Source organism: Bacillus sp. NPDC094064, from assembly GCF_050279585.1.
Lineage (GTDB): Bacteria > Bacillota > Bacilli > Bacillales > Bacillaceae_G > Bacillus_A.
This window is the reverse complement of sequence record NZ_JBNNUI010000007.1, coordinates 309507-334058: the sequence shown is the minus strand read 5'-3', so window position 1 is coordinate 334058 and position 24552 is coordinate 309507. Positions and strand designations below refer to the sequence as shown.

General features: G+C 36.1%; 26 protein-coding genes and 1 pseudogene. 7 read left to right on the top strand and 20 right to left on the bottom strand.

Annotated elements, in window-relative coordinates; all coding sequences use genetic code 11:
* Positions 1–132 precede the first annotated feature (132 nt).
* Entirely contained in the window at positions 133–867 is a 735-nt protein-coding gene (locus ACQKNI_RS18205) for an MBL fold metallo-hydrolase (protein WP_088232598.1), read from the bottom strand.
* Positions 868–1047: 180 nt separating this feature from the next.
* Between ACQKNI_RS18205 and yhfH the strand changes: the two genes are divergently transcribed.
* A complete protein-coding gene (yhfH, locus tag ACQKNI_RS18200; protein ID WP_000567011.1) occupies positions 1048–1176 on the top strand; it encodes a protein YhfH in 129 nt (42 codons plus the stop codon).
* Between the two features lie 38 nt (positions 1177–1214).
* Here yhfH and ACQKNI_RS18195 read toward each other — a convergent pair whose 3' ends face one another.
* Positions 1215–2228 (bottom strand): LacI family DNA-binding transcriptional regulator, encoded by a 1014-nt coding sequence (locus ACQKNI_RS18195; RefSeq protein ID WP_000103723.1) that lies wholly within the window; start codon positions 2226–2228, stop codon positions 1215–1217.
* Positions 2229–2424: 196 nt separating this feature from the next.
* Here ACQKNI_RS18195 and ACQKNI_RS18190 point away from each other — a divergent pair, with 196 nt between their 5' ends.
* Together ACQKNI_RS18190 and ACQKNI_RS18185 are read left to right on the top strand one after the other, a co-directional pair.
* Entirely contained in the window at positions 2425–3366 is a 942-nt protein-coding gene (locus ACQKNI_RS18190; RefSeq protein WP_088232599.1) for a helix-turn-helix transcriptional regulator, read from the top strand.
* A gap of 91 nt (positions 3367–3457) precedes the next feature.
* On the top strand, positions 3458–3958 hold the full coding sequence (locus ACQKNI_RS18185; RefSeq protein WP_088232600.1) for a DinB family protein: 501 nt from the start codon (positions 3458–3460) through the stop codon (positions 3956–3958).
* Between the two features lie 135 nt (positions 3959–4093).
* Here ACQKNI_RS18185 and ACQKNI_RS18180 read toward each other — a convergent pair whose 3' ends face one another.
* The 5 genes and pseudogenes from ACQKNI_RS18180 to ACQKNI_RS18160 all read right to left on the bottom strand — a co-directional run bounded on the left by ACQKNI_RS18180 (position 4094) and on the right by ACQKNI_RS18160 (position 6056).
* Entirely contained in the window at positions 4094–4603 is a 510-nt protein-coding gene (locus tag ACQKNI_RS18180) for a GNAT family N-acetyltransferase (RefSeq protein ID WP_088232601.1), read from the bottom strand.
* Between the two features lie 64 nt (positions 4604–4667).
* A complete protein-coding gene (locus tag ACQKNI_RS18175) occupies positions 4668–4973 on the bottom strand; it encodes a DUF2087 domain-containing protein (protein WP_141555280.1) in 306 nt (101 codons plus the stop codon).
* 4 nt (positions 4974–4977) lie between these two features.
* Positions 4978–5211, bottom strand: a complete 234-nt coding sequence (locus tag ACQKNI_RS18170) for a hypothetical protein (protein ID WP_098946003.1) — start codon at positions 5209–5211, stop codon at positions 4978–4980.
* Between the two features lie 144 nt (positions 5212–5355).
* Positions 5356–5427 (bottom strand): annotated as a pseudogene (locus ACQKNI_RS18165) (YhgE/Pip family protein); the annotation flags it as partial.
* 56 nt (positions 5428–5483) lie between these two features.
* Positions 5484–6056, bottom strand: a complete 573-nt coding sequence (locus ACQKNI_RS18160; RefSeq protein ID WP_088232604.1) for a TetR/AcrR family transcriptional regulator — start codon at positions 6054–6056, stop codon at positions 5484–5486.
* 327 nt (positions 6057–6383) lie between these two features.
* On the opposite strand from ACQKNI_RS18160, the gene ACQKNI_RS18155 reads away from it, so the two are divergent.
* Positions 6384–7238: a hypothetical protein gene (locus ACQKNI_RS18155; RefSeq protein WP_098253329.1), complete on the top strand. Its 855-nt coding sequence runs from the start codon at positions 6384–6386 to the stop codon at positions 7236–7238.
* Between the two features lie 59 nt (positions 7239–7297).
* On the opposite strand, the gene ACQKNI_RS18150 is transcribed toward ACQKNI_RS18155, so the two are convergent.
* From ACQKNI_RS18150 to ACQKNI_RS18140, 3 genes are all read right to left on the bottom strand, one after another.
* Positions 7298–8134: an alpha/beta fold hydrolase gene (locus ACQKNI_RS18150; protein WP_088232606.1), complete on the bottom strand. Its 837-nt coding sequence runs from the start codon at positions 8132–8134 to the stop codon at positions 7298–7300.
* A 16-nt stretch (positions 8135–8150) separates the two neighbouring features.
* A complete protein-coding gene (locus ACQKNI_RS18145) occupies positions 8151–8450 on the bottom strand; it encodes a hypothetical protein (protein WP_098253331.1) in 300 nt (99 codons plus the stop codon).
* A gap of 133 nt (positions 8451–8583) precedes the next feature.
* Complete coding sequence (locus ACQKNI_RS18140) at positions 8584–10950, bottom strand: DUF6359 domain-containing protein (RefSeq protein ID WP_427282578.1); 2367 nt, start codon at positions 10948–10950, stop codon at positions 8584–8586.
* A 242-nt stretch (positions 10951–11192) separates the two neighbouring features.
* Here ACQKNI_RS18140 and ACQKNI_RS18135 point away from each other — a divergent pair, with 242 nt between their 5' ends.
* Positions 11193–12545, top strand: coding sequence for a DUF4026 domain-containing protein (locus ACQKNI_RS18135; RefSeq protein ID WP_088232609.1), 1353 nt, complete (start codon positions 11193–11195; stop codon positions 12543–12545).
* Positions 12546–12601: 56 nt separating this feature from the next.
* Here ACQKNI_RS18135 and hemY read toward each other — a convergent pair whose 3' ends face one another.
* The 4 genes from hemY to ACQKNI_RS18115 all read right to left on the bottom strand — a co-directional run bounded on the left by hemY (position 12602) and on the right by ACQKNI_RS18115 (position 18334).
* Positions 12602–14023: a protoporphyrinogen oxidase gene (hemY, locus tag ACQKNI_RS18130; protein WP_427282577.1), complete on the bottom strand. Its 1422-nt coding sequence runs from the start codon at positions 14021–14023 to the stop codon at positions 12602–12604.
* 19 nt (positions 14024–14042) lie between these two features.
* Positions 14043–14978 (bottom strand): ferrochelatase, encoded by a 936-nt coding sequence (gene hemH / locus ACQKNI_RS18125; RefSeq protein ID WP_098253335.1) that lies wholly within the window; start codon positions 14976–14978, stop codon positions 14043–14045.
* A 14-nt stretch (positions 14979–14992) separates the two neighbouring features.
* Positions 14993–16039: a uroporphyrinogen decarboxylase gene (hemE, locus tag ACQKNI_RS18120; RefSeq protein ID WP_098253336.1), complete on the bottom strand. Its 1047-nt coding sequence runs from the start codon at positions 16037–16039 to the stop codon at positions 14993–14995.
* A gap of 177 nt (positions 16040–16216) precedes the next feature.
* On the bottom strand, positions 16217–18334 hold the full coding sequence (locus ACQKNI_RS18115; protein WP_427282576.1) for a transglycosylase domain-containing protein: 2118 nt from the start codon (positions 18332–18334) through the stop codon (positions 16217–16219).
* Between the two features lie 127 nt (positions 18335–18461).
* On the opposite strand from ACQKNI_RS18115, the gene hmoB reads away from it, so the two are divergent.
* The gene (gene hmoB / locus ACQKNI_RS18110; RefSeq protein WP_098253338.1) at positions 18462–18959 is read left to right on the top strand and encodes a heme-degrading monooxygenase HmoB; all 498 of its coding nucleotides are present in this window, start codon (positions 18462–18464) and stop codon (positions 18957–18959) included.
* 158 nt (positions 18960–19117) lie between these two features.
* Here hmoB and ACQKNI_RS18105 read toward each other — a convergent pair whose 3' ends face one another.
* From ACQKNI_RS18105 to ACQKNI_RS18090, 4 genes are all read right to left on the bottom strand, one after another.
* Positions 19118–20536 carry a PH domain-containing protein gene (locus tag ACQKNI_RS18105; protein ID WP_098253339.1) on the bottom strand — a complete coding sequence of 473 codons (1419 nt, stop codon included), beginning with the start codon at positions 20534–20536 and terminating at the stop codon, positions 19118–19120.
* Positions 20529–21005 (bottom strand): PH domain-containing protein, encoded by a 477-nt coding sequence (locus ACQKNI_RS18100; protein ID WP_427282575.1) that lies wholly within the window; start codon positions 21003–21005, stop codon positions 20529–20531. Before ACQKNI_RS18100 ends, ACQKNI_RS18105 begins: the two co-directional genes overlap by 8 nt.
* Before the next feature lie 75 nt (positions 21006–21080).
* The gene (locus ACQKNI_RS18095; protein ID WP_088232617.1) at positions 21081–21377 is read right to left on the bottom strand and encodes a protoporphyrinogen oxidase; all 297 of its coding nucleotides are present in this window, start codon (positions 21375–21377) and stop codon (positions 21081–21083) included.
* Positions 21378–21625: 248 nt separating this feature from the next.
* Positions 21626–22621, bottom strand: coding sequence for a hypothetical protein (locus tag ACQKNI_RS18090; protein WP_427282574.1), 996 nt, complete (start codon positions 22619–22621; stop codon positions 21626–21628).
* 710 nt (positions 22622–23331) lie between these two features.
* On the opposite strand from ACQKNI_RS18090, the gene ACQKNI_RS18085 reads away from it, so the two are divergent.
* Positions 23332–23715, top strand: coding sequence for a hypothetical protein (locus ACQKNI_RS18085; RefSeq protein ID WP_088232620.1), 384 nt, complete (start codon positions 23332–23334; stop codon positions 23713–23715).
* 61 nt (positions 23716–23776) lie between these two features.
* Here the strand turns inward: ACQKNI_RS18085 and ACQKNI_RS18080 are convergent, their stop codons facing one another.
* Both ACQKNI_RS18080 and ACQKNI_RS18075 read right to left on the bottom strand, forming a co-directional pair.
* Positions 23777–24040 carry a CPCC family cysteine-rich protein gene (locus tag ACQKNI_RS18080; protein ID WP_088232621.1) on the bottom strand — a complete coding sequence of 88 codons (264 nt, stop codon included), beginning with the start codon at positions 24038–24040 and terminating at the stop codon, positions 23777–23779.
* A complete protein-coding gene (locus ACQKNI_RS18075) occupies positions 24037–24474 on the bottom strand; it encodes a hypothetical protein (RefSeq protein WP_141552099.1) in 438 nt (145 codons plus the stop codon). Before ACQKNI_RS18075 ends, ACQKNI_RS18080 begins: the two co-directional genes overlap by 4 nt.
* Between the last annotated feature and the right edge of the window lie 78 nt (positions 24475–24552).

Here is a 24552-nt window from a genome sequence, read left to right as displayed (position 1 = left end):
TAACCCTCACTACTAGCCAATCACTTGACTAGCAGGGCTTACTGATATATTTAATTAACTTTCGTTATAATTGGTTAAATAAATCGTAACAGTTAATTACCCTTTATTATCAATAAATAACATCATATCACCTCATGAGTTCCATACGTAGCCACTATGCGCTAACGTAATATGGCCACTGAAAATTTGTTTTGCTTCTGTTACTAAATCGGATGGATTACCTGTATGCGGTAAGTGCGTTAATAAAAGTTCTTTTACATTCGCCTCTTTCGCAATACTTGCTACTTCTGTACTATTCATATGCCCCGCTTTTGCAGCCTCTTGATGTGCATACATATTACACTCACAAATGAAAAGATCAGCATCTTTCGTGAATGGAATAAATTCAGGAATATAACTAGAATCAGCGCTGTATACTACGGTATTATCTCCAGCTGTAATACGCATCGCAAAGCATGTAACAGGATGAACGGTTTTTAAAAATGAAATAGAAAACGGTCCAACTTGAAGTGTTTCTTCTGGGTTGTACGCGATTCCTTTCGTATGTGGTTCATGCGTTAAAGAATGGAACCCATTCTCATCAAACGTATGACCGTATATCGGTAACTCCGGTAGTTGTCCTTTTGCTACACTCGTAATTAATCTCGCATATTGCAATACCCCAATATCTGCAACATGATCGTGATGATAGTGCGACAATACAACTGCATCTATATTAGACGGTGTTATATATTTTTGAAGCTGTGCTAGTACACCACTACCACAGTCTACAAGTAAACGAAAACCATCGTGTTCAAACAAATACCCCGACGTTGCTTCTCCCGCTTCTGGAAAGCCGCCCCAAAAGCCGACAACAGTCATTTTCATATGTATCCATCCTTTCTAAAACCGAGTAGGAATGCAGTTTTTACTTACATCCTACATTGTTAACTATAATCCATTTCCTAAACTTTTTCATTAATTTTCAATTTTGTTATAAAACAGTTGTTGACTTTTGTTTTTTGTACTAATACAATGATAGTAAGAAATGGAAATGGAGGGATTGACATGATCGATCAACCAATGGAGTTTTTCAGAAATTTACCGACGAAAACTTGTGCGAATTGCGGGAAAGAAATTGATGAGCAGCACGAAGCATACCATAACAAATGTGACGATTGCGTTCACGAAGAATAGTAGTTTGTGAACAGAAAAAACCTAGCAGACATAGTCTACTAGGCTAATAACATCGTATCCTTCATCGTTGAACCTTTCACCAAGAGCTCCAGTTCAAACTCATACAATTCTTTTTTTCTATAATTTTTCGTATGGATTTTATCCATCATCAGGTCGACAACTTTTCGAGCCATCTCATCGATTGGCTGTTCAATTGTCGTAATACCTGGCTCTGTAATCTGCGCTAAAATTTGATTATCAAAACCGATAACAGCGAGATCATCTGGAATGCTCCAGTCATGGCGTTTCGCCTCTGAAATAATTCCAGCTGCTACCTCGTCGCCTCCTGCCAAAATCGCGGTAGGATTTTTTTTGTCCTTTAATACTTCATGGAATATTCTCTTTCCATCATCCCAAGAGAAAGCGTTTTCAAGAAAATCGATCGCTTCCACTTCTCTACTCTTTTCAGTAATCGCACGCAAAAAGCCCATTTTTCGCTGTTGGCTAACAACTTTGGTTTCGTTACCACGGCAAAAAATAAGATTACGATACCCTTGTTCTAACACATGCTTGGCAGCTATGTATGCCCCTTGCGCATGATCAAACTTCACTGTTGGAACATTTGCTTCCTCAATATATTCATTACATAACACGATTGGACCGTGTTGTAAGTATGGCTCTACATCTTCCCACGGATTTTCTAGTGAACATAGAATAATCCCATCTACTTGTTTCGTAGATAATAATTGTAAATACTCCATCTCTTTTTCCGGTAAATATCTTGTTTGACAAATAATCAGTTTATATTTATGTTCAGAAGCAGCAATCTCGATTGCTTCAATAAATCGACTGAAGAAAGGATTTGTAATCCTTGGAACTAGCACCGCAATTGTTTCCGTTTTTTGTTTACGAAGTCTTCTCGCCGCGGAATTAGGAACGAATCCTAAATGCTTCATTGCTAATTGAACCCTTTTTTTCTTCTCATCTGAAACATATGGATGATTATTAATCACCCTAGAAACCGTTGTCCTTGATAACCCCGCTAATTTCGCCACGTCCTCGATAGTCGACACGAAATTCTCCCCCTTTGCATGAAAACGTTTTCTTACTCTGATTATATAGTATATTATTGGAAACCGCAATATAGGTTCTTACGATTTTACTATATTAATATTATACATAGGGAAAAACTTGTTAATGGGAGGGGAATTTATTCTGCTTTTAGAAGTTTATAGTAGGCCTATTTATAATTATAAAGGATGATATTTCATGAATCGGACAGATCGTTTATTAGCTATATTAATTGAATTACAAAGAAGACAAACTGTTACAGCACAAAGCTTAGCTGAAAAATTTGAGACAAGTATAAGAACTATTTATCGAGACATGGATGCACTTAGTGAATCTGGCGTCCCACTTTTCGCAATGCCCGGCCACGGTTATTCATTAATGGATGGGTATTTCTTACCACCTATTCAGCTTACACCTGAAGAAGCTGTTACTCTTTTATTAGGCGGTGATTATATCGAAAAAACTTTCACTTCTTCTTTTTCTGCACATGCCCAATCAGCAAAAGAAAAACTTGAAATTGTCCTCCCTGCTGATCAAAAAAAGAAGGTTCGGGAATTACAAGGAACTTTCCGTTTCCTTTCTCCTATATTTTCACACAAAGGATCTGGACAAGAAAAACTTGAAAATCAACTTATCCTCTTACAAGAGTCTATTCAAAAAGAACAAACTATCTCTTTTTCTTATCGTAAGCCAAGAGAAACTGCAAAAATAAAGCGGACCGTTCATCCTTACGGTTTAGTTAATATTTCAGGAATTTGGTACATCGTTGCCCATTGTTTACTTCGAAAACAAATACGTAATTTCCGTTTAGATCGTATGGATACATTGCAGCAAGAGCAAAAATTCTTTACAAAACCGAAAGACTTTTCTTTGCAAGACTATCAACCTGAAAGCAATCGTACTGTTACAATTCATTTATTGTTCCCATCTCATATTGCACATAAAATTATTGAATCACGATACTTTTTTATAGATTCATACGAACATAAAGATAATGGTTTTCATGTTTTTTTGAAATCAAGAAGCATAGATGAAATATTTCAATGGGTATTGAGCTGGGGGAGCCAAGTGCAAGTACTTGAGCCAAACGTTCTTTCTGAGAAAATTCGTGATGAAGCAAAAAAAATGTTAAAACTTTAAATTTTTATTTTACTACTGACATAATGTTGTCAGTAGCCCTCCTTTATTGTGGGTATTAACAAATACATTTTCATAAAAAGGAGTTAACAATATGAAGAAATTCGAGGAGTTAGCAACATATTACATAGAGGAATTAGAAAAATACTCTATAGAACAATTTAGAATGAAGCCTTCTAGTGAAGAATGGTCTCTCGGTCAAATGTATAATCATTTAATTGCCTCTACATACATGCAGTTAGATGCGATTGCAAAATGTAAAACTGAAACACCATCAGTAACTAGTACGAAAACGGATATGGGTGAAAAAGTATATAAACTTGGTACTTTCCCAGATATACAAATAAAAGTACCCGGTCATCCTGGATATACACCCGAAAACCCAGCTAACAAAGAAGGCGTACAAAAACAATTTCTAGAATTAATTACAGTTGTAAAACATACAGAACCAACACTCCCTTCTATTGCAAGTGACTGTAAGGTCGAGCATCCTGGGCTTGGTTACTTAAATGCTGCAGAATGGTTCCAGCTTATTTCTATGCATTTTGCGCATCATCTTCGTCAGAAAGATCGACTGGAACTGAAGGTTTGCTAAGAGTTAACATTTCCACTAAAAAGAAACTGCCACTATTGGCAGTTTCTTCACTAAAATATTCACTTACTATATGACTACTCATAAAATCCCGTATCCAAGCATGTTACCTTGCTACTAACCGAAGACCTCTCTTTTTTATTGAATATAAAACCCCATCAATACGTCATCTCCATACGATCCATCTTCATATTTAATTTGCTTTCTTTGTCTTCCTTCTTCTACAAATCCCATACGTTTATACACCTTAATCGCGCGGTCATTAATAGAAACTACGCCTAAACAAATTTTCTCTAAACCTTTCTGCCCTTTAGCCCAACTAATAAGAAATTCAATTAGCTTCGTACCAATGCCCTGATTACAGTACACCTCTCTAATCCCCATTCCCATTGTGCCTGCATGTCGTAAACGTTCTAGTTCATATCGATTGAAAAGTAAAAAGCCAACTACTTTACTATCTACTTCATAAACTATGTAAAGATTACCTTTTTCATTGCTTTTCCGTATCTTTTCTCTTTCTGCATCAATATCATTTTGTAATTGATTTGGAGACACTATGAAAAACTTTGTAGTAGCCTCCGATAATATAATTTCTTTTCTAATATCCATAATGGACTCCGCATCAACCTCTTTTGCTAATCGTATCACTGAATCACCTCGTACCTTTTACTACAAAGATGAATAGATAACATAAGGTCTCCCCACTGATTCATTATTTTAACTCCTCCCACTTCGTCCAAACTTCTCTCCCGTTTATGTAGTACATATTATCCTCTCTGTCCATAAACCCATGTACAATAAATTCGCGTCTAATTGTACAAAAATCCTCATGATATTGTTTTATAAATGTATTCATTTCTTTTTCCGTATACTGATTTTCAGCGTTTAATTTGCTAACTAAATGCTCTAGCAATACTAGTTTTTTCTTTTTTTGACCTGGAATCGATTTTAGGCGGTCTTCTTTATCGAAAAAGTTACGAATGGTCGTATCTCTGAATTTCATTTCACTTTCGGTCATTTTGTTACCCTCCATCGGTTTTTCTATAATAAAATTCCACTTTTTTCTTCATTCTTTCACTTACAACATCAATAACGTAATATCCACTAATTAACACATAGTAGAATAAAAGGATTCCCAGTGTATCTTTCATACTTGTATATTCTTCTTTATGAAACAAGATAGGTGAAAGGGCAAAAATGAGGAAGAAAATGAGTGGATACAAGAAAAAATAGTAAGTAAGATTTTCTTTCATCATATCAACTCCTCTCTTCTATGTTTCTCTGTAAATTGTTGTAATTCCTTTACTTTTATTTCTAGAGATTTGGGAAGTATTTGTATACGAACTACAGAAAAGATGTCCTGCACTGCAATAAAAAAAGCACCAAAAAGGTGCTTTTCTCTACGCTTCAACCGATTGATTTTCAGCAATATTTTTAAATTGTCGTTTGTGTATCCAAGTTAATGAAGCAATTGCTCTATGACCACTTTGTTCATATGCCCATTTTTCATCAGAAGAAAAGGATTATCTTAATTTGACAATCCTTTTAATAAATACAGTTCAAATAACTCTGCAATTTTTTCTTTTTCTAACGGTTCATGATTTTTTTCCCAATCAAAAATAAGCGATACGTATAGGCGAAGCATAATAAATGCTGTAATTTCTGGATCGCATTTGCTAATTTCACCTTTTTCAATCGCCATTTCTAAATACGATTGAATAACAGAAACGATTTCCACATCAACTTGTTGCATCACTTCTTGTACTTCTTTCGTTCCCATATCGCGCTCTTCTTGAATTAATTTAATCATGAGCTGATGTTCTTTTCTAAATTCTAATATGCTATATAATGCTCTATGTACATTTTCAAAAAATGAAATATCTGGACGAATTGCATCTTTTGCAACTTGCCTCATTTCTGTAATTAAATTAGAAATAATTTCGCCAAATAGCTCTTCTTTATTTTTGAAAAAAGTATAAATTGTTCCTTTTCCTACATTCGCTAATTTCGCTACTTGATCCATCGTTGTTGCTTTATAACCGAACGCTGAAAAAGACTTTGTTGCAGCTTCAATAATAGAACGTTTTCGATCTATCGCCACATCGTCACCTCCAAAAATGACCAATTGGATAATGTAGTCAATTAGTACACTTTCGATATTACCACACGCTTACATTCTATACAAGTTCTCTTTTTTAATTATTCCCAGTATAAAAAAATTCCAGTCAGTGTATATGATACTGTCCATAGTGTATCAGAAGAAAAGAGAAAAGGAAAAGGTGTTCTTAAGAATAAAGATAAACCTTACTTATCAACAACAAAATTCCTCTTTTTTAAATAATCAAATGAAAAAACAAGAAAATCTTTACAATTAATAGTAATATAGAAAATAGACAAGTTTATCAAAATAGTGGAGGCTTTTTCATTCATGATGCGTGCGCTTCGTTTAAATATAAAGCAAGCTTTTTGTAATCGTGTTTCTTTAATTATTATGTTTAGTGGATTAGCTCTTATTTCTATTTATCATTATTATTATGTAATTCGTTATATTGGAGACGGAACGGATGTGTTTGTAACAACAGCTTTTAAATGGATTGGATTTCGGGATAATGAAATGGATGTTTATTTATTATTAATGCCCGTTATTGCCAGTCTCCCCTTTAGTACGAGTTACAACTCGGATAAATCAGATGATTTTAAACCGTTTATTAGTAAAAGGATTTCTTTATTCCCTTATTCAGTTACGAAATATATCGTTACATTTTTTTGCGGAGGAATTCTTTATACGTTTCCATTCATCTTATCGTTATTATTTTGCATTTTAACCATTCCAAACGGAGCACCTGCCTTCGGTACTGGCATAATAAACGACAATGGGATGTTCGCAAACTTATATTACGATTCTCCCCTCACTTACATTATTGTATATATCGGCATTAATTTTTTATTTGCAGGTTTAATGGCTCTTTTAGGACTTGCTGCATCTGTATGGTCACAAAAGGACTATATGGCGATTCTATTTCCATTTGCAGTTACCTCCATTCCTTACGTCCTGTTAAATACAATATTCCCTACAATCGGCGGGGCACCTATTCATTTATATGATCCGAAACAACCATTGCAAGGCATGTCACCATATATTTTAATGTTGCAATGTGCTTTCTTCCTCTTCGTTAGCCTATGCATGTACATAAAAGGCGTACAGCGTGATAAAAAAAGGTACAAAAGAAGACTGCAAAGAAGAGATCGGTGTAGAAAAGCGTTTCAAGCCATTTCAGACTAAACGATTGAACGAATAAGAGCGTAATTCCCTAAGTTCGATTCGGAATTACGCTCTTATTATCAGTTTTCAAAAAAGTTATACGCGATATTACACATTTGCTTTGGCTGCTCCACTACCGTCCAATGTCCACAATTTGTAATTTCTAAAAACTCTATATGAGGTATGTACTCTATAAAATGTTCTTTTATAGTAGTAAGAGTTAATATATCATGACTCCCTTGTGCAATTAGAATCGGAATTTTCGAGAGCCTTTCTACATGTTTAGTCACATCATAATTTCCCACCATATCTGCACCTAGTATCGTGTTAACTTCATTACTAAAGGTTGTTTTCTTTTTATAAGTTAAAGTTTCTATAGCAAACACATAATAAGGATCTAACACTTGTAACATCTCGTATATAGAAGCCTCTCCTACTTTAATCTTCTTGTTTATTTCAGAAATAATTACTTTGTCCTCTTCCGTTAATCTCTTTTGCAGTTCTTCTCCAAATCTTTCTAACCCTTTCACATTAACTCCTATCGCAGCTGTTAAAAGTAATTTATTCACTCGTTCGGGATATGTAGTTGCATACAGTAACGCAAGCATTGATCCCCATGATTCCCCAAATATATTTATTTTCTCAAACCCCAATTGCACACGCAATGCTTCTAAGTTTTCAACCTCATTCCTCATAGAATATTGTTTATCCTTTGGCTCTTCCGATTCCCCACAACCTGTTTGATCATAAAAAACTAGTTGAAATTTTTCTGCTAGCGGAGCCATATAGGGAAGAAAAAAGCGGTGTTCACTTCCAGGTCCTCCATGAAGAAATATGATTGGTTCACCTACCCCTAACATTTTTACATAAAGATTATTGTCGTTTACATTTACGAATCGTACACTTTCACTACTCATATAACCATCCCCTCTTTTACGGCGTACCAGCCAATCCCCATAAAATAACAACCGCCGCAAAGTAAATCGCTTTAATACCTACAACTAAACATAATGAAATAATTGCATATTTACTTAATTCTCTTCTTGCTCCTATTAAAGTGAAGATAACAGCCAAACTAAATGTTATATAGGACGCTGCTGTATTGATTAAGTTATACGTAATATCTAAATTCTGTGTAAGCCCTGTTATCTCGGCAACAAATTGAAGCAAGACAATACTACTAAAAAAAATCGCTAGCTGGTTCATTAATTTTCCATGTATTTGTGCTTGCATCGTTAACCTCCTTATAAAACTGAATATTTAATTAATTTTATCATCATATTACAAAAAAAGGAATTCCCTCTTCATAATTATATGCCGATGAAAAAACAAAAAAGAACGCTTAGTCACCTAAGCGTTCCCTCCTTTAAGAAGCTTTCTTCAAATCAATTTGAGCAAGTACTGGGTCGTGGTCACTTACACGTCCGTGCTCTTTCATAATGTTTGAGTTTAAGTGTACTGGGTCTACAATTGTGTGCGGTGCGATGTTGTTTGTTACTAAAATATGATCTAACACTTGTGCATTTCCTTCATGAATGTACGTGTAGCGGTTCTCCTTCGGCACTGTGTTTAACATATTTTTTAAGTTTGTTCCTTCTAATGTTTTTAGTGGTTTAGCGAACTCGAAATCGTTCATATCACCTACCACAACAACTGGTGCATTTGCATTCTTCTTCTGAATATCTTGTACGAAATGATTTACTTCTTGTGCTAACTGAATTCGTTTTTCTTCACTTTCTAATACAAGAGGTTGTACTTTTCCAAATGGCGTTGCATCTCCTATTTTTGAGTTTAAGTGATTTGCAACGACAACAACGTTTTGTCCTTGGAACGTAAATTCTGCCGCTAACGGTTTACGCGTACTTCCAAATAATGGATTTTCGTCTCCAATGCGGACAACGTTTTTATCAAGTAACTTCGGTACTGTCGCTAATTTCACGCGTGATGGGTTGTAGAAGAAACCGACGCGAATGTTAGCTCCTGGTGCTCCTCCGTCTTGATTGTTGTTTGGAGCAATTTCTACATACTCATACTTCGGACCACGAATTTCTAGCACTGCATCAATGATACGTTTTGCACTTAACGAAGCATCTGTTGTACCGTCATTAATCGTTCCGTTATTATCTTGCATTTCCTCTACACCGATAATATCTGGCATTTTTAAATTGTATTTAATAGAATACGCTAACGCTTTTACTTTTTCATCTGTTGTTTCTTTTTTATTTGCCGAGAAGTTTTCAATGTTATATGTAGCAACTGTTAATTTATCAAGACGCGGCTGAATATTTGCCCCTACTTGCTTAAATCCACCGTCTACTACAGCTGGTAATTCCGTTACGGGTGAAATACGGAACGCACCGTAATCATATCCGACTACGCCTGTTATATCTCCTGTGAAAGTATCTCCTACTTTTGCTACATAATCACGAGGTACTTTTACAGAAAGACGCTCTGGGTTTAATTGATTTTCATCTAAAAGAGGTGTGCCATATTTCGTTACTACTTTATCCCCGCCATTTTTTACTGTTACATATAAATTCCCGTTTTTCTGAGGTGCAATAATTTTTGGCGTTGGCATCGTAACGCGCATACCTTCTACACTTTCATAAAAGTCAATTCCATCTTCATTTGGATCAAATAAACCGAATGCATCATTATCAATAATTTGATCCGGGATTTTTACACCATTTTCTCCAAGTACGATCGGTGCTGGTAACGGTTGATCCTTTGCGATTACAGCAACGCGGCTCGCCTTAATTTCAGTCGTTGTTAAGTCTGTTTCAAACCTTTCTGCATATCCAGGTCCAACATATTCTTCTACTTCTCCATCAACTTGAATAAGATCTCCTACTGCTACATTCGCATCTTTTTTGTATACGTACATACCTTCTGACGTAGCTGGATCATTATCCGGTTGATTATCTTCTATATAAAAACCATTTTTATCGAGCGCTGTTACAACGCCTTCCACACCGTATACTTTCTTACCTTTGTAAGGAGAAATATGTGATTTCCCTTGAATATCATGAATACGAACTGGTTCATTGTTTACGATAATAAATGAAAATGTCGAAACCGCCGAAGAAGTAAGCCCTTCTTTTTCTGCGATTGCTTTAATTACGCTATTTTCATTTACTATAATTTGTCCGTTATAAAGAACACTCTTGTTAGTAGGAGTAGAGCCATCTAGCGTATAGTAGATTGTTGCTCCTTCTGTGTTTGTTGTTAATGTTACCGCTGTTCCTTTCGCAACTTCCCCGCCGCCCGGTGAAGCTACTACATCGCTAACACGGTTTTGTCCTTCTCCTTGAAACTTGTAAGCTGTTGTTGATTTTAAACCTGGGCTACTAAAATATAATTCAAGTGTCCCTGTTAACTGTACTTTCTTCCCTATATTTTCAGGGTGATCTTTCACATTTACTGCCGATCTTACATCGCCTTTTGGCAACTGAACAGGCATGATTTTGTCTGGATTCGTTTCATTTGGCGAATCGGCAATTGCTACGTTTGTGTCGTCAAACTTAGCCGGATCCTTCGTGTACTTAGAAGGACCTTGCGTATATCCAACGATATATCCTTCCACTATCCCCTTCGTTTTCCCTTGCTGCTTAAATACTTGAATTGCTTTTTCTACTGACATAGAAGTAGTTTCTTCTGCTTGCGCTAAAGTTCCAGTAAATGAAAGCAATAGCAAAAGTGATAAAAAGACACTTAACAATTTCTTCACAGCCATTTCCTCTCCCTATTTCATATTTTCTCAACATGTCTATCATATCAAATGATTCGTTATATAGAACAATATTTCGACAACTTTTACAAAAAATTAATCTAATTTACTCGTTTTCAAATTATAATACAAAATAATAATTTTACACCTTCTACGAATGTATTTTATAATATGAAAGAATGAAAAAACAGAAAATACCGAAATTTCATTGGCATGTAAAATGGATTCATTTGAATAGGAGTGATTGGATGGAAATGCAAACAGAAACATACCGCGCGGCTATGAATGGAACATTAGAACGTCATTTTTCAGATATGATTGCTGTTATACCAACTAGAATTACAATTGATCAGCTAAAACAGAGGCTAGAAACTATCTCTACTAAAGTTGATGAATTAAAAATTGTTTATAGTGATGAGACAAGCCTTATTGTTGAGTTACATATGGATGAAAAAGTCATACCGTATGAACTGCATATTGATGAAACGAATGATCCAGAAGAATATAAAATGTACAATAGACAAGATTCCACAATAGTAGATCGTACTTTTGAAAATGCGGCTTTCGGCACTGAAATTTTCACTCGTACGCTATTTGTAGGCGATGTACTGGACTGCTTTTTCCAGCAGTTACAATTTTTATGGAACCTTGCCCCAGATTTGTTATTTGTAATCGATTCAAGCGCAGCAATGAAAGTGATATCTAGAAGCTATATTGAATATCACGTTGAAAATGAATTGTTACCTGACATTCCTGACTTATACGTTATTCATTCCGTATATGAAGACGATAAAGAAGGCGAGCCTACGCAATATTGGTTTCATACACACGGCCTTTTAAGAGCAGGCGTAACTGAAATAGAATTAATTATTCCAAATCGCATTTCTTCCTACTACGGCATTGGCGATCTTTTTCAAACATTTGCTAATAATGCCGTTGAGAATGGCCAAGTTCCAATGAATGAGCCTATCGTTATTGCACATAGTCAGCAAGGTTCCATACATACAGTAGCTGTTCCGTGGGAAAAAGGTTTATCTTATATCGGACGTAAAACGAGTATGGATCAATTATCTTCAATTGAAGATGAAGAAGTGAAATTACAACCAATAGATGCACAAAACATATTTCTTGGCGGGATGGATGCCCGAGATGAATACCATCAATCTCCCTCTGTTCTCTTGTTCCAATATAATACTTCAGGAGAATATATAGAAAGCTTTTTCAAAGAACACGAAGAAGCTACAGGGCTCATGTTCTATAAAACAAATAGTGAAACGGCTCGTATGGCTTATAATGCAAAAAATACTTTCGGGTATTTCAGCAACATTTTTCAAATTGAACAATCAAATGAAGATTTCCGTTTCCTCGCTAAGTTTGGTGTCTCTTACGAAGAAGGAAAAAGTGAACATATGTGGTTTGAAATGCAAGACCTTACGGAAGATCTCATTCAAGGAATACTCATTAATGAACCGTATTTTATAGAAGAGATGAGTGAAGGAAATAGTTATCATTTAGATTTTGATAACTTAACAGAGTGGATTATTTATGCAGGAGATGCTGTGATAAAACCAAATAACTTATATATGTTTATTGGCGAATAAATATTTTATATAACAAACGAAACGCCTTCAATATAATTGAAGGCGTTTCTTATATTTTATTGTACGATTAATTCAGTCTCCATTACTTTTCCCAAATGAGATAGTGCACGCTTTGCGGCTTTCTCACCTTGCTCAATACAGTCCGGAAGACCAGAACCAGCGTAAGAACTACCTGCCAAGTATATACCTGGCAACTCTTTCTCCATAAATGTTGTGAGTTTCTTCATTCGCTCGTTATGACCTACTGTATATTGAGGCATCGCTTCTTTCCAGCGACTCACCATTGTGAAGTCTGGATCCATTGTAATGTCCATCGTCTTTTGTAAGTCCTCTAAGACGAGCTGTACAATTTCCTCATCGGTTTGTTCTACAACCGCTTCATCACCAGGGCGTCCAACGTAGCAACGAAGAAGCGCCTTCTCTTCTGGCGTTGTGTGCGGCCATTTTTTATGTGTCCACGTACATGCTGTAATTGTGTAATCGCTATTTCGAGATACGACAAATCCCGTACCAGCAATATCACGCTGAATAGCTGATTTCGGGAATGCAAGTGCCACATTTGCAACGGATGTAGAAGGAATGTTGCGGAAGAAACGGAACTGCTTGTACTGGGCAAACATAGACGGCAATACTTTATGCGAGGCTGCCATAACAATCGCATCTGCTTCGATTTCTTTTCCGTTACTAAGTGTAATCGTATAAACGTCAGCAAGCTTCGCGATTTTTTCAATACGTGTTCCCTTCATTACCGTACCTTCATGAATCTTCACTTCAAGAGATTCTACTATAGATTCTAAACCTGTTTTCACCGTTTGGAAGATTCCCTTTTTCGGTGCAGCCTTCTCTTCTTTCGGAGCGAGCGTACGCATGCCAAGTGAAATACTACGATGTTTTTGCTCCATTTGATATAACTGCGGGAATGTAGACATAAGACTCATTTCATCAATATCCCCAGCATACACACCAGATAATAATGGTTCTATTAAATTTTCAACTACTTCGTTTCCGAGGCGATGTCTGAAAAACTGCCCGAGTGATTGATCAGATACTGGTTTTGATCTAGGCATTAACAGATCAAAACCAGCTCTTAATTTACCAATTGGGGAGAACAAGCCGGAAAATAGAAACGGAGTAATTTGCGTTGGAATTCCCATCATTGATCCGCTCGGCATTTTATGTAACCGATTGTTTACAAGAACGAATGATTGACCGGTCGTATTCTCTACAATTTCATCACCAAGGCCTAATTCTCTCGCTAATTTAGCTGCGCTTTCTTTTCTCGCTAAGAAAGAATCTGGTCCGCGTTCAATTGTAAATCCATCTTTTCGAACGGTTTGAATTTTCCCGCCAAGTCTACCCGATGCTTCTATAAGTACTGTATCGATCGGCAAGTTCTTGTCATGAATTTCTTTTTGTAAGTGATACATTGTTGTTAATCCAGTGATACCACCGCCGATGATTACAACTTTTTTCCTCAAGCATGCTCCCCCTTTCTTCTTACATTACAGATTCTTTTTTCTTTAATACAACATCAGCTAAACAGTCAATGAATGCGTCCGATGCATTTGGCATTTCTGGACGATAATATTTCGCGCCAATTTCATCCGTTACAACTTTACACTCAAAGTCGTTGTCATATAAAACTTCTAAATGTTCCGCAACAAATCCAACTGGTGCATATACGAATGAACTGTATCCGTACTTTTCATTTAGTTCTCTCGTTAAATCTTGTACATCTGGACCAATCCAAGGATCTGGTGTATTTCCGGCACTTTGCCAACCAACTGCGTAGTTTGCTACTTCTGCACCGCGTGCAATATAATCAGCTGTTTCATTTAATTGATCTGGATATGGATCGCCCATTGCGATAATTTTTTCTGGTAAGCTGTGTGCAGATACGATTAATACTGCTTTTTCACGCTCTGCTTCTGACATACCGTTATATATACCTTTCACTGCATCAACCCAGTACTGGATGAATTTCGGTTCTTTATACCAGCTATCGATGCCATGAATTGTTAAGTTTCCAAGTTTCTCAGCTTCTTCTTGTGCTCGTCCAACGTATGATTTCACGCTAAACGTAGAATAGTGAGGCGCAAGAACAAGTGCAATTGCATCTTGTATGCCGTCGTTATACATATCTTTCACCGCATCTTCAATAAACGGTTCGATATGTTTTAAGCCAAGATACATATGGTACTCTACTTCATCTTGTACTTCATTTAAACGCGTCTCTAACTTTTTAGCTTGCTCTAATGTAATAGTAGCTAAAGGAGAAATACCACCAATTGCACGGTAGCGCTCTGTTAAATCTTCTAGCATTTCAGGACTTGGCTTTCTTCCTCTGCGAATATGTGTATAGTAACGTTCAATATCTTCTTCTTTATATGGCGTTCCGTATGCCATTACAAGCAAACCAATTTTCTTTTTCATACAGCAATTCTCCTTTACTTCGCTAACTGCCCTTTAGAGTATTCATGAATAAATGTAGTTAATTGTTTTAATGTATCTGGATTTACTTCTGGGAATACACCGTGACCTAAGTTAAAGATATAACCTGGTTGTTTCATTCCTTGATCTAAAATACCTTTTACATGTTCTTCAATAACAGACCATGGCGCAAGTAAGAATGAAGGATCCATATTTCCTTGGACCGCCTTATGAACGCCGCGTGCGCGTGCCTCTTCGATCGGTAAGCGCCAGTCTAAACCGACTACATCAAGCGGTAAGTCGTGCCACTCATTTACTAAGTGTGCAGCGCCAACACCGTGCATAATCATAGGAACACCCATCGTGCGAACTTCTGCGAAAATACGCTCCATTGCTGGTTTAATAAATACGCGGTAATCTGCTACATTTACTGTTCCAACCCAAGAATCGAAAATTTGAACTGCTTTTGCTCCTGCGTTAATTTGCGCTTTTAAATATGTAATAACCATATCTGCTAGCTTATCCATTAAAGCGAACCAAGCTTTCGGCTCTGCATACATGAACGCTTTCGTATTATGGTAATTACGAGATGGACCGCCTTCAATCATATAGCTCGCTAGTGTAAAGGGTGCTCCTGAAAAACCGATTAACGGTACGTCTAACATTTCCGTCGTTAATAAACGAATCGTATCTAATATGTACGGTACGTCATCTTCTGGATTGATTTCCCCTAGTTTTTCTACGTCTTGTAAAGAACGGATTGGATTATCGATAACTGGACCAATACCTGATTTAATTTCAACATCCACACCAATTGCAGGTAGTGGTGACATAATATCTTTATAAAGAATTGCTGCGTCTACGTTATATTGATCAACTGGTAGTTTTGTAACGTATGCACATAACTCTGGATTGTGTGTAATTTCAAATAGAGAATATTTTTCTTTTATCTTTCTATATTCCGGCTGCGAACGACCTGCTTGACGCATATACCATGCTGGTACATACTCTGTACGTTCCCCCCTACATGCTTTTAAAAATGTCTCATTTATAGTTCTTACCAAGACCCTTGCTCCCTTCCTTGCCAATGCTTCGAATACGTTCGATATTTATCTTTTTTTACTATACAACTTGTAAAAACAAAATGCATAATATTATGTACGTTGTTCATGAAATTGACACAAACATTCTTAAAAACGCTTACTATTTTCACAACATTCTTATTATAGCACAGAGAAAAACTATGGTTTAGCTACTTTTGACTTTTCTCCTTCACGATTCGTTTGTGTGTTATATGGTACAACGTAAAAGCTCGGTTTTGAAAATATGTTAACAAACTTTTCCTCATATTCTCCAGCACCTGTTACAGTGGCTACATGCGTATGAATTCCTTTTTCCACTCTGTAAATGCGATACATAATTCTTTCATCTGGAAGAGGTGTCCAACTTAATTTTGTTTTAAATAAACCGAACGGACTAAACGATAGCTTCATTTTTACATCTTCAATCCGATGTAACCGAATCGGAGCACCGATTGTTTCCACACCTTCTGGTTTCATAAACTTCTCTTTATGCTCTACATTTGCCTTCGTTAAAATTTTCTTAAACAATTTCGTCGCAGTTGCACTCTCCCCTTGCAACTGATGCTCTTTATCTGTGCGGTCATAACCAATCCAAACAGCGCCGACTAAATTTGGTGTATATCCAACGAACCACATATCTCTCGCTCCATTGTCGTCATTTGGCAAAGAAGTAGTACCCGTTTTTCCAGCTAACGCTCCGTTATATACACCCGCTTTCGCCGTCCCTTCTTTCACGACGCCTTCCAGCATTTTTGTCATATACCATGCCGTTTGTTTTGAGAATATATTTGTTTCTACTTTTGGCGATTCCCCAATGACTGCACCGTGTCTATTTAACACTTTATCAATCACGTGTGGCTCAATAATATCGCCATTTGCTAAAAATGCACGATACATTTTCACAAGATCAAATGGTGAAACACCGTTTTTCAATCCGCCAAGCGCTGTACTTAAACCAGCGTCCGCAATATGAACATTTCCTTTCTCTAAATATTGCTTTCCTTCTTCCACCCCTAACTCATTTAATAAAGAAACTGCCGGTACGTTTGCTGACTCTAAAATCGCATCGTACATCGTCATTTCTTTTGAATACTCATGATTATAATTTCGAGGTTCATAGCCTTCGAAAGAACTTCTCTCATTCGTTAATAAAGAATACGGATTATACTTTTTCGTTTCTAATGCTGGCGCATAGACGATCAGTGGTTTTAAAACAGAACCGGGCTGCCTTTTTGCAAAGATGCGATTAAACCCTCTCGGCACATACTTTCTTCCGCCAATCGCCGCTTTAATCCCGCCCGTACGATTATCCATTAATAAAAATGCACCTTGCGCCCCATTTTCTTTACCAGGGAAATTTCGCTCATCTTGAAACTGGTTATACGCTACCTTTTGAATTTTTTCATCCATCGGTACGACAAACGTATATCCACCGCGCAGCACTTCTTGGTGAGACAACCCGTACAAACGAGCTGCTTCATCTATGACCATATCAATATATGGCATATATGCGAGTTCATTCTCATCTAAGTTTTTATAAAGGGCGATTGTCTTTCCTTGATAACGTACGCTTTCTTCTGCAGTTAAATAGCCTTGTTTATGCATAAGTGACAATACGAGATCACGGCGCTTCTTACTCTTCTCCGGAGATAAGTACGGTGAATATCCATTCGGTGATTTCGGAAGACCTGCAAGCATTGCACCTTCTTCTACTGTTAAATCTTCTACATTTTTATTAAAATACAACTTTGCTGCAGCTTGAATACCGTAAGCTCCATGTCCAAAATAAATATGATTCATATACATTTCAAGAATTTGCTGCTTCGTATATTTTTGCTCTAGTTGAAGAGAAATTGCGACTTCTTTCAACTTGCGCGTAACTGTTTTTTCACGATTTAAAAAGACGTTTTTAGCAAGTTGCTGCGTAATGGTACTACCGCCCTCTACCTTTTCTCCAGCTAACGTATCTTTATAAAGAGCTCGAAATATAGACGGATAATCAATTCCTTGATGCTCATAAAAACGAGAATCTTCCACCGCAACAAACGCCTGCTGCACATATTTCGGAATTTGCTCGACTGGTACGAGTTCTCTATTTTCTACGTATAATTTCGTAATTTCTTTTCCTTTCTGGTCAACGATACGTGATGAAGAGTGGAAAACGAGCTGCTTTTCATCCATCATATAGCCACCAGCTAACACGATAAGTTTATACAGTACAATCGCTACTACCACCGTTGCGACGCCGCCTAATAAAGTCCACTTTACTTTCTTCATACATCGTCCTTCTTTCCAAATGATGGTACATTTATTATTTGAAAAAGAAGTATCTTTATGTATATAATCTTCGAAGTTTTTCAAGAGAATTGATATAATAGAAACAAACTATTAAGGGGGCATTAAAATGAAGGCTATTATTTCATACGAAACACCTCTAGAACAAGCACATTTCACTGCAAAAAATGATGAGAAAAACATGTTTTATAAAGAAAATACTGAAGAATCTGTAGAAGGATCACTTCAGTATGACGTACTAGACGCTGTTGGCGAATTTAACGGACAACCTGGCTATATCGTTTGTAACAACATTTCTGTAACAGACGAAGGGCGTCCAGTATTTGAAAACCGCTTTAAAAACCGTGCAGGCCTTATCGAAAACGAACCAGGCTTCCAAGCAATCCGCGTTCTTCGCCCATTAAGTAACGATACATATGTCATCTTAACGATGTGGGAAACAGAGCAAAACTTTAAAGACTGGACAGAATCACGTTCATTCGAAAATGCTCATAAAAAACGTCCTGCACAAGCAGAAGGACAAGCTCCAGCGCATCCACATGCGGAAGGACAAAAAAGCATTTTCTCTCGTCCATCGTTTGTGACTACTTTTGATGTGTTAGTTTAGGTTTCGGAGTTCGGAGACCCCGGCATGTGAAATTATATCGGCGATTCTTCGAATATATCGGCGATTTCCTGGATATATCAGCGCAACTCAAATTATATCAGCGATTTTTCCAATATATCGACTTATCGACAAATCACGACATAAAAAAGGAAACACCATTACACACTGGTGTTTCCTTTTTCTTTGTACCAATTATATATACGAAGTGCATCTTCTTTTTGCATATGCTTCACTTTGTAAGGATGCCCCGCTACCGATACGACAGCTGTACATAACTCGTCTTTCTTTTGAAAATACGACTGACTGTATCCAACTGCTTGAATATGTCTTCTTCTCATGATTCCTGTATATTTCGCAAGACCTCGGTATACCATTACTAACTGATTTTCTCGTATCATATAACCACTACTTGTATACCGAGCGTACGCAAGTAACGTAAATATGATACATAGTGGTATTAAAGTGAACAACGCGGTATGTTGTTTAAAATATATACTCGCACCGGTAATCGGCAGTGCGAGCACCGCACTTGTAATCCAGCCCATTATTACGTAACGACGTAATGCTGCTTTTGGTAAATGAACGATTTCTTCCTCCATTTCATACGGCAACTGCAAATACGTAAGTAACTGCTGTACATCTTTTTTCTTCATAAAAGGATGTAACATCACTTCATTCCCAGCGGATTCTATACTTTGAATGACTTCTACTTCGACAGAGCAATAACCGAAAGGCTGCCGAAGAATTCCTTCTTTCACAGTAATTGCTTGAATGCGGTGTAGTTTTAACACAAACTCTTTCTTATCAAATAAACCTTGAACGATACGAATTTCTTTTCTGTTTCGCTCAATTTTAAAATTCGCATATTTTAACGCATAGCCGGCTGTAGAAATGACCCACGAAATTGCCATTAAAATCGCGGCCATAATGATTAATTCATATACACCGTTATCCATCACATACGCTTCCACTTTACTGATGAGCCATTTTGGAAGAAATTGATTAAACTCTGAGTAAATAAGAAGTAGTCCAGAAAATACTAATCCGAATTTACCAGATGTAATGGCTGCGAATAAAATTTCTTTCGTTGTTAACTGATACACCGTCTTACTTTCTCCTGCTGCGGGCACTTCTTCAGTCACAACACTTCTTTCTTTATGTAATAAGGCAATTAGTTCCTTCGCTTCATCCTCTTTAATACCCGCTAACATCACTTCTGGCTCAGTACCACCGCCAGCTACTTCTATGTTTAACTTCGTAAGTCCAAGTATTTGATAAATAACATTAGAAGACGTACTAATATTTTGCACACGATCTTTATTTAAATAGCTTTCTTTCTTCACGAACACACCATGTTTTATATGTACAACATTATCTTTAACCCAGTACACTTTAAAATACCATTTTACAGCTGAAAAAATAGCCATAATACATAATAGCGCCAAAAGAACAAGATGTAAGAAATACCCAGGTTCTACTTCACCATCTGAACGAAATAGAACAAGAAAAATAAAAGGCAGTAAACCTGCAATTCGAATACCTAACAATATTGTGATCGGATGTTGCCTCTTATACACCCTCATCACTCACTTTCGCAAGTTCTCCAATTTGTCTTTTCAGCTGCTCTGCTTCTTCTTTCGTTAAACCTGGAATACTATGAGAAGTTGCCGCTGTTGAAATGTGTAATTCTGCTAAATTATACTTTCTCATAATCGGTCCTTGTTCAATCGTTACGTGCTGTACACGAATCATCGGAATGAGCACACGCTTAACCACAAACATTCCCTTTTGAATCTCAATCTCTTCTTCATTTAATCTATAACTATAATAGCACTGACGTAAATTTGGAAATACGAAATAATCAAGTGGGATAAATGTAATAGCACCTGTTACTAACAATCCAAACAACCATCCCCACCAATTAAAGTTGATCATAAAAAAGAAATACGCAATTACAACTGCTAGTATAACTGCTGCCCCAATTAAAGCGTGAACCCTCCACACTTTCAGCATATTAGCATGAATCTCCCTTTCTAACGGCTGCATCTCATCACTCCAATTATATGAATTTATTAATTATATATTAGTTGTTATATACATTTTTGTAAAATTATAGTTTCTTCACATCGTATCGAGCATTTCTTTGAAATTCCCTTCATTAATCGAATACACTTGAAACTGAATATAATCTATCTCATTCGTATTAGGACGAGCATATGGCAAAATGTTAAATCTAGAAGCCGATCTTCCTAACATATCTATAATCATAAGAGAAACATCAACATGCTCAAAGCCTACACAGAATACTACCGCTTCTCCTGTGCATTCATAATCTTTAATCGTATCATACGATTTATTTGCATTAATCAGCATCACTTTGAATAGTTGGTTCAAATTTTCTGGTTTGAAATTAATCATTTATACAACTCCTTTTTCTAACAAAACACTACGAAAACAGTGTAATCTTATACTTTCATAGCCTCACACATCAATTATATTAAAAATAAAGCTAGTTTTTTATAATTTTTTTGATATAATTACTTACGGGAAAAGGGAAGAATTTTGTCTTCCTTTGTGTTTTTATTTGCATCTAGTTCTTTTGCTAGATGCTTTTTTTTATGCAAAAAAGGTATCCTCACATACTTTGAGGATACCTTTTCATCCATTTAGTGCATTTCAATAATTGTACCGTCTTCGAATACTTTGAATACGCCAGTAAATCCTGATCCAGCTGCGCCTTCTATTTTATATGTCGTACGCACTCTAATTTGATAATATTTCTTTCCATTCTCTACTTTCGTATCCTCTAACGTGTAATTATATTCTTCATTATACTCATTTTTGATATATGCTTTCGCTTTCTCAAAAGTAAAGTCATCTTGCGTTTTTCCTGTCTCTACTTTTTGAGTCGTATCTGTTTCTACCTTTTGATTATTTTCTGTCGTTACTTTTTGAGTCGTATCTGCTTCTACCTTTTGATTATTCTCTGTCGTTGCTTTTTGATTTTTGTCTGTCCCTGCCTTTTGATTATTCTCTGTTGCTACTTTTTGTGGCTTTTCTGTCGCTACCTTTTGAGCCGGTACTGTATTCGTTTTTTCTGTTTTCGTTGCTACTGTTTCATTCTTTGCATTTTTTTCTTCTTCACCAATTTTCGTGATTAATCCTGCGGCTTTTTTATTATATTCTTCAAGGCTCTTGTTATCTTTCGTTTCTGAAACTAGCTTCGTTAATAACTCTTTCGCTTCTGCATAATTTTTCTTACTTATTAACTCTTCGCTTTTCACCAGTTGTTCACTATATTTCTTTTTTGTTTCTACAATAGCTAGTAAAGCCGTACGTTCTTCCTTCGCTTGTTTTACAAGCGTAGTACTTCCATTCTTCACGCTTTCTACTTTTTCAAATGATTTAACAGATTCTTCTACCTTTTTTTCTTCTTTTAGCTTCACTGCTTCAATCATTGCTTTCGTTTGTTCTACAAGCACTTTTACATCTGAATCATCTTTTTTCTCATCTAGTGCCTTTTCAAATGATGATAAGGCTGTTTTATATTCTTTATTCGTTAGTGCAGTATTCCCCTCATCCATCGCTTTTTCATAATTCCCATTACTACATCCAGCTAACATTAAAAATGTAAGTCCCATTACTGCTAATAATTTTTTCATTTTTTTCTCCTCCTATATACCCCTAAAACGGTAGCTTCATATGTATAAAAGTCTGTGTAGCAATTAGACTGAAAGGAAATATGTACTTTGTGTGTGGGAAAGGAAGTACACTTCATTTGCTATCATTATGTAAAACTCCTAAATAGTTGGCAGTCTTCTTCTTTTCAGACAGAAAGGAATTTTAATAATGCGCGTAAAGCTCTCACTCAGGCTCGTTACTACACACACTTTTATACACATAAAAAATCATTTTTAGTTGGAATACGAACTACAATTCGTAACATACCGAAAAACAACAGAAAACAAACCGTAACATAAGTCACAGTCCGTAACTTTTCTGTAACACAAATGTAACATAAGGTTTTTAAACATACAATAGTTTTTTTACATTATTTTTCCTCTATCTACATTTTTAGGTACGATAAGGTCCGATCTTTAGCATCAATAAGCACCCTTATTAAAAAACGTGTAGGGAATCCAGTCTCATTTCCATCAAGTTGACAAGTATCCCAATCGTACACGAAACAAAAGCAAATAAAAAAGTCTACTAATTAAAGTAAACTTAAAATCACACTATATATCTTCTAAATTTCATCATTCCTTTGATATAATCACATACAGGAATATCTTCATCTTTCCTTATAATTTGTATCTAGTACGATTGCTAACTGTCTTTTTTATATTATTTTACATAGGTGCGGGGGATTCTATTGAAGAAATTTACTGTTAGCTATATAGCATGTTTACTAGTTTTCTCTATTGTTATAAATATTTTACAGTATGCACGAGATCCAAATTATGCAGATTCATGGGGACCCATTTGGGTATCTATTATTATGTTTTCAATTCTTGGAAGCATTCCTGTTCTTATCGGTTGTTTATTAGGTGAATTTTGTTATAGAAAAATAAAAAGAAGTCACGAATTAAAAATCGGAATTCCTGTATTTATACTGTTAGGTATTTCCTACAATCATTTATTCTTTATGTGGTTTAACGACAGAGATTTTCTATCCTTTCATTTAAAAGCCTTTTTGGAAACCGGCCTTCCTATTACGTTATCATCTTTATTATTTTACTTTATAAGACGGCGCTAATTCTTTCATCATTGCATAAAAAATGTTATTCCTCCTGTTGAACTGAGGAATAACATTTTACTTAACAAATTTGCTTCCAACTCGCATCCTTCACATCTTCACTAGTCGGTTTTCTAACTGATCCAACACAACATTCCTCGCAAGCACCGAACGCAATGAAATTTTTCTGCGCTTGTCTTAACGAAGCTTCATTTGCCCCGCCTTCGAAGTCAGGATCGTTAAACTGTACCTCATCATCTTCCCAATAACATATACTGCAAATTTCATATGTACCTGGTTCTTCTTCTAATGTTCTATACCCGCAGCATGAACAAGTGTATTTCATTTTGCCAACGCCTTGTTAACTTCTTTTTTCTCCCATATATTCCGGCCCACAAAGAATGTAACAGCGCAAATCATAGTTATCGCCATGAAAAAGATATTAGAAACTTCATATATAGTTGGAAGCCCTACCGTTACGGAAACAATACTAAAAGCTAAAAGTAGATATAATAATAAAGATATAATATAGCTTAATTTAAATCGTAAAATGATACCTCTAAACAATAGCTCACCAAGAAGACATCCACCTAAAATAATAGGTACTCCGAAATACAATGTAAGGACTCCCATTTGCGAAGTAGATTGAATTACCTTTCCAATTATGTTCGGCGAAGTCATCTCATCACTTTTTCCCATCCTATCATATAAATCAAGTGCCATTGCTAAAATAAAGAAACTTAATATAGAAAATGAGTACGGAATTAAAAATTTGCTCACTCTCATTCACCTCACCTTTTTTTTACCTATATTATTCATTATTTCCTATCATTTTCATATAAGAAAATAACTACCTAT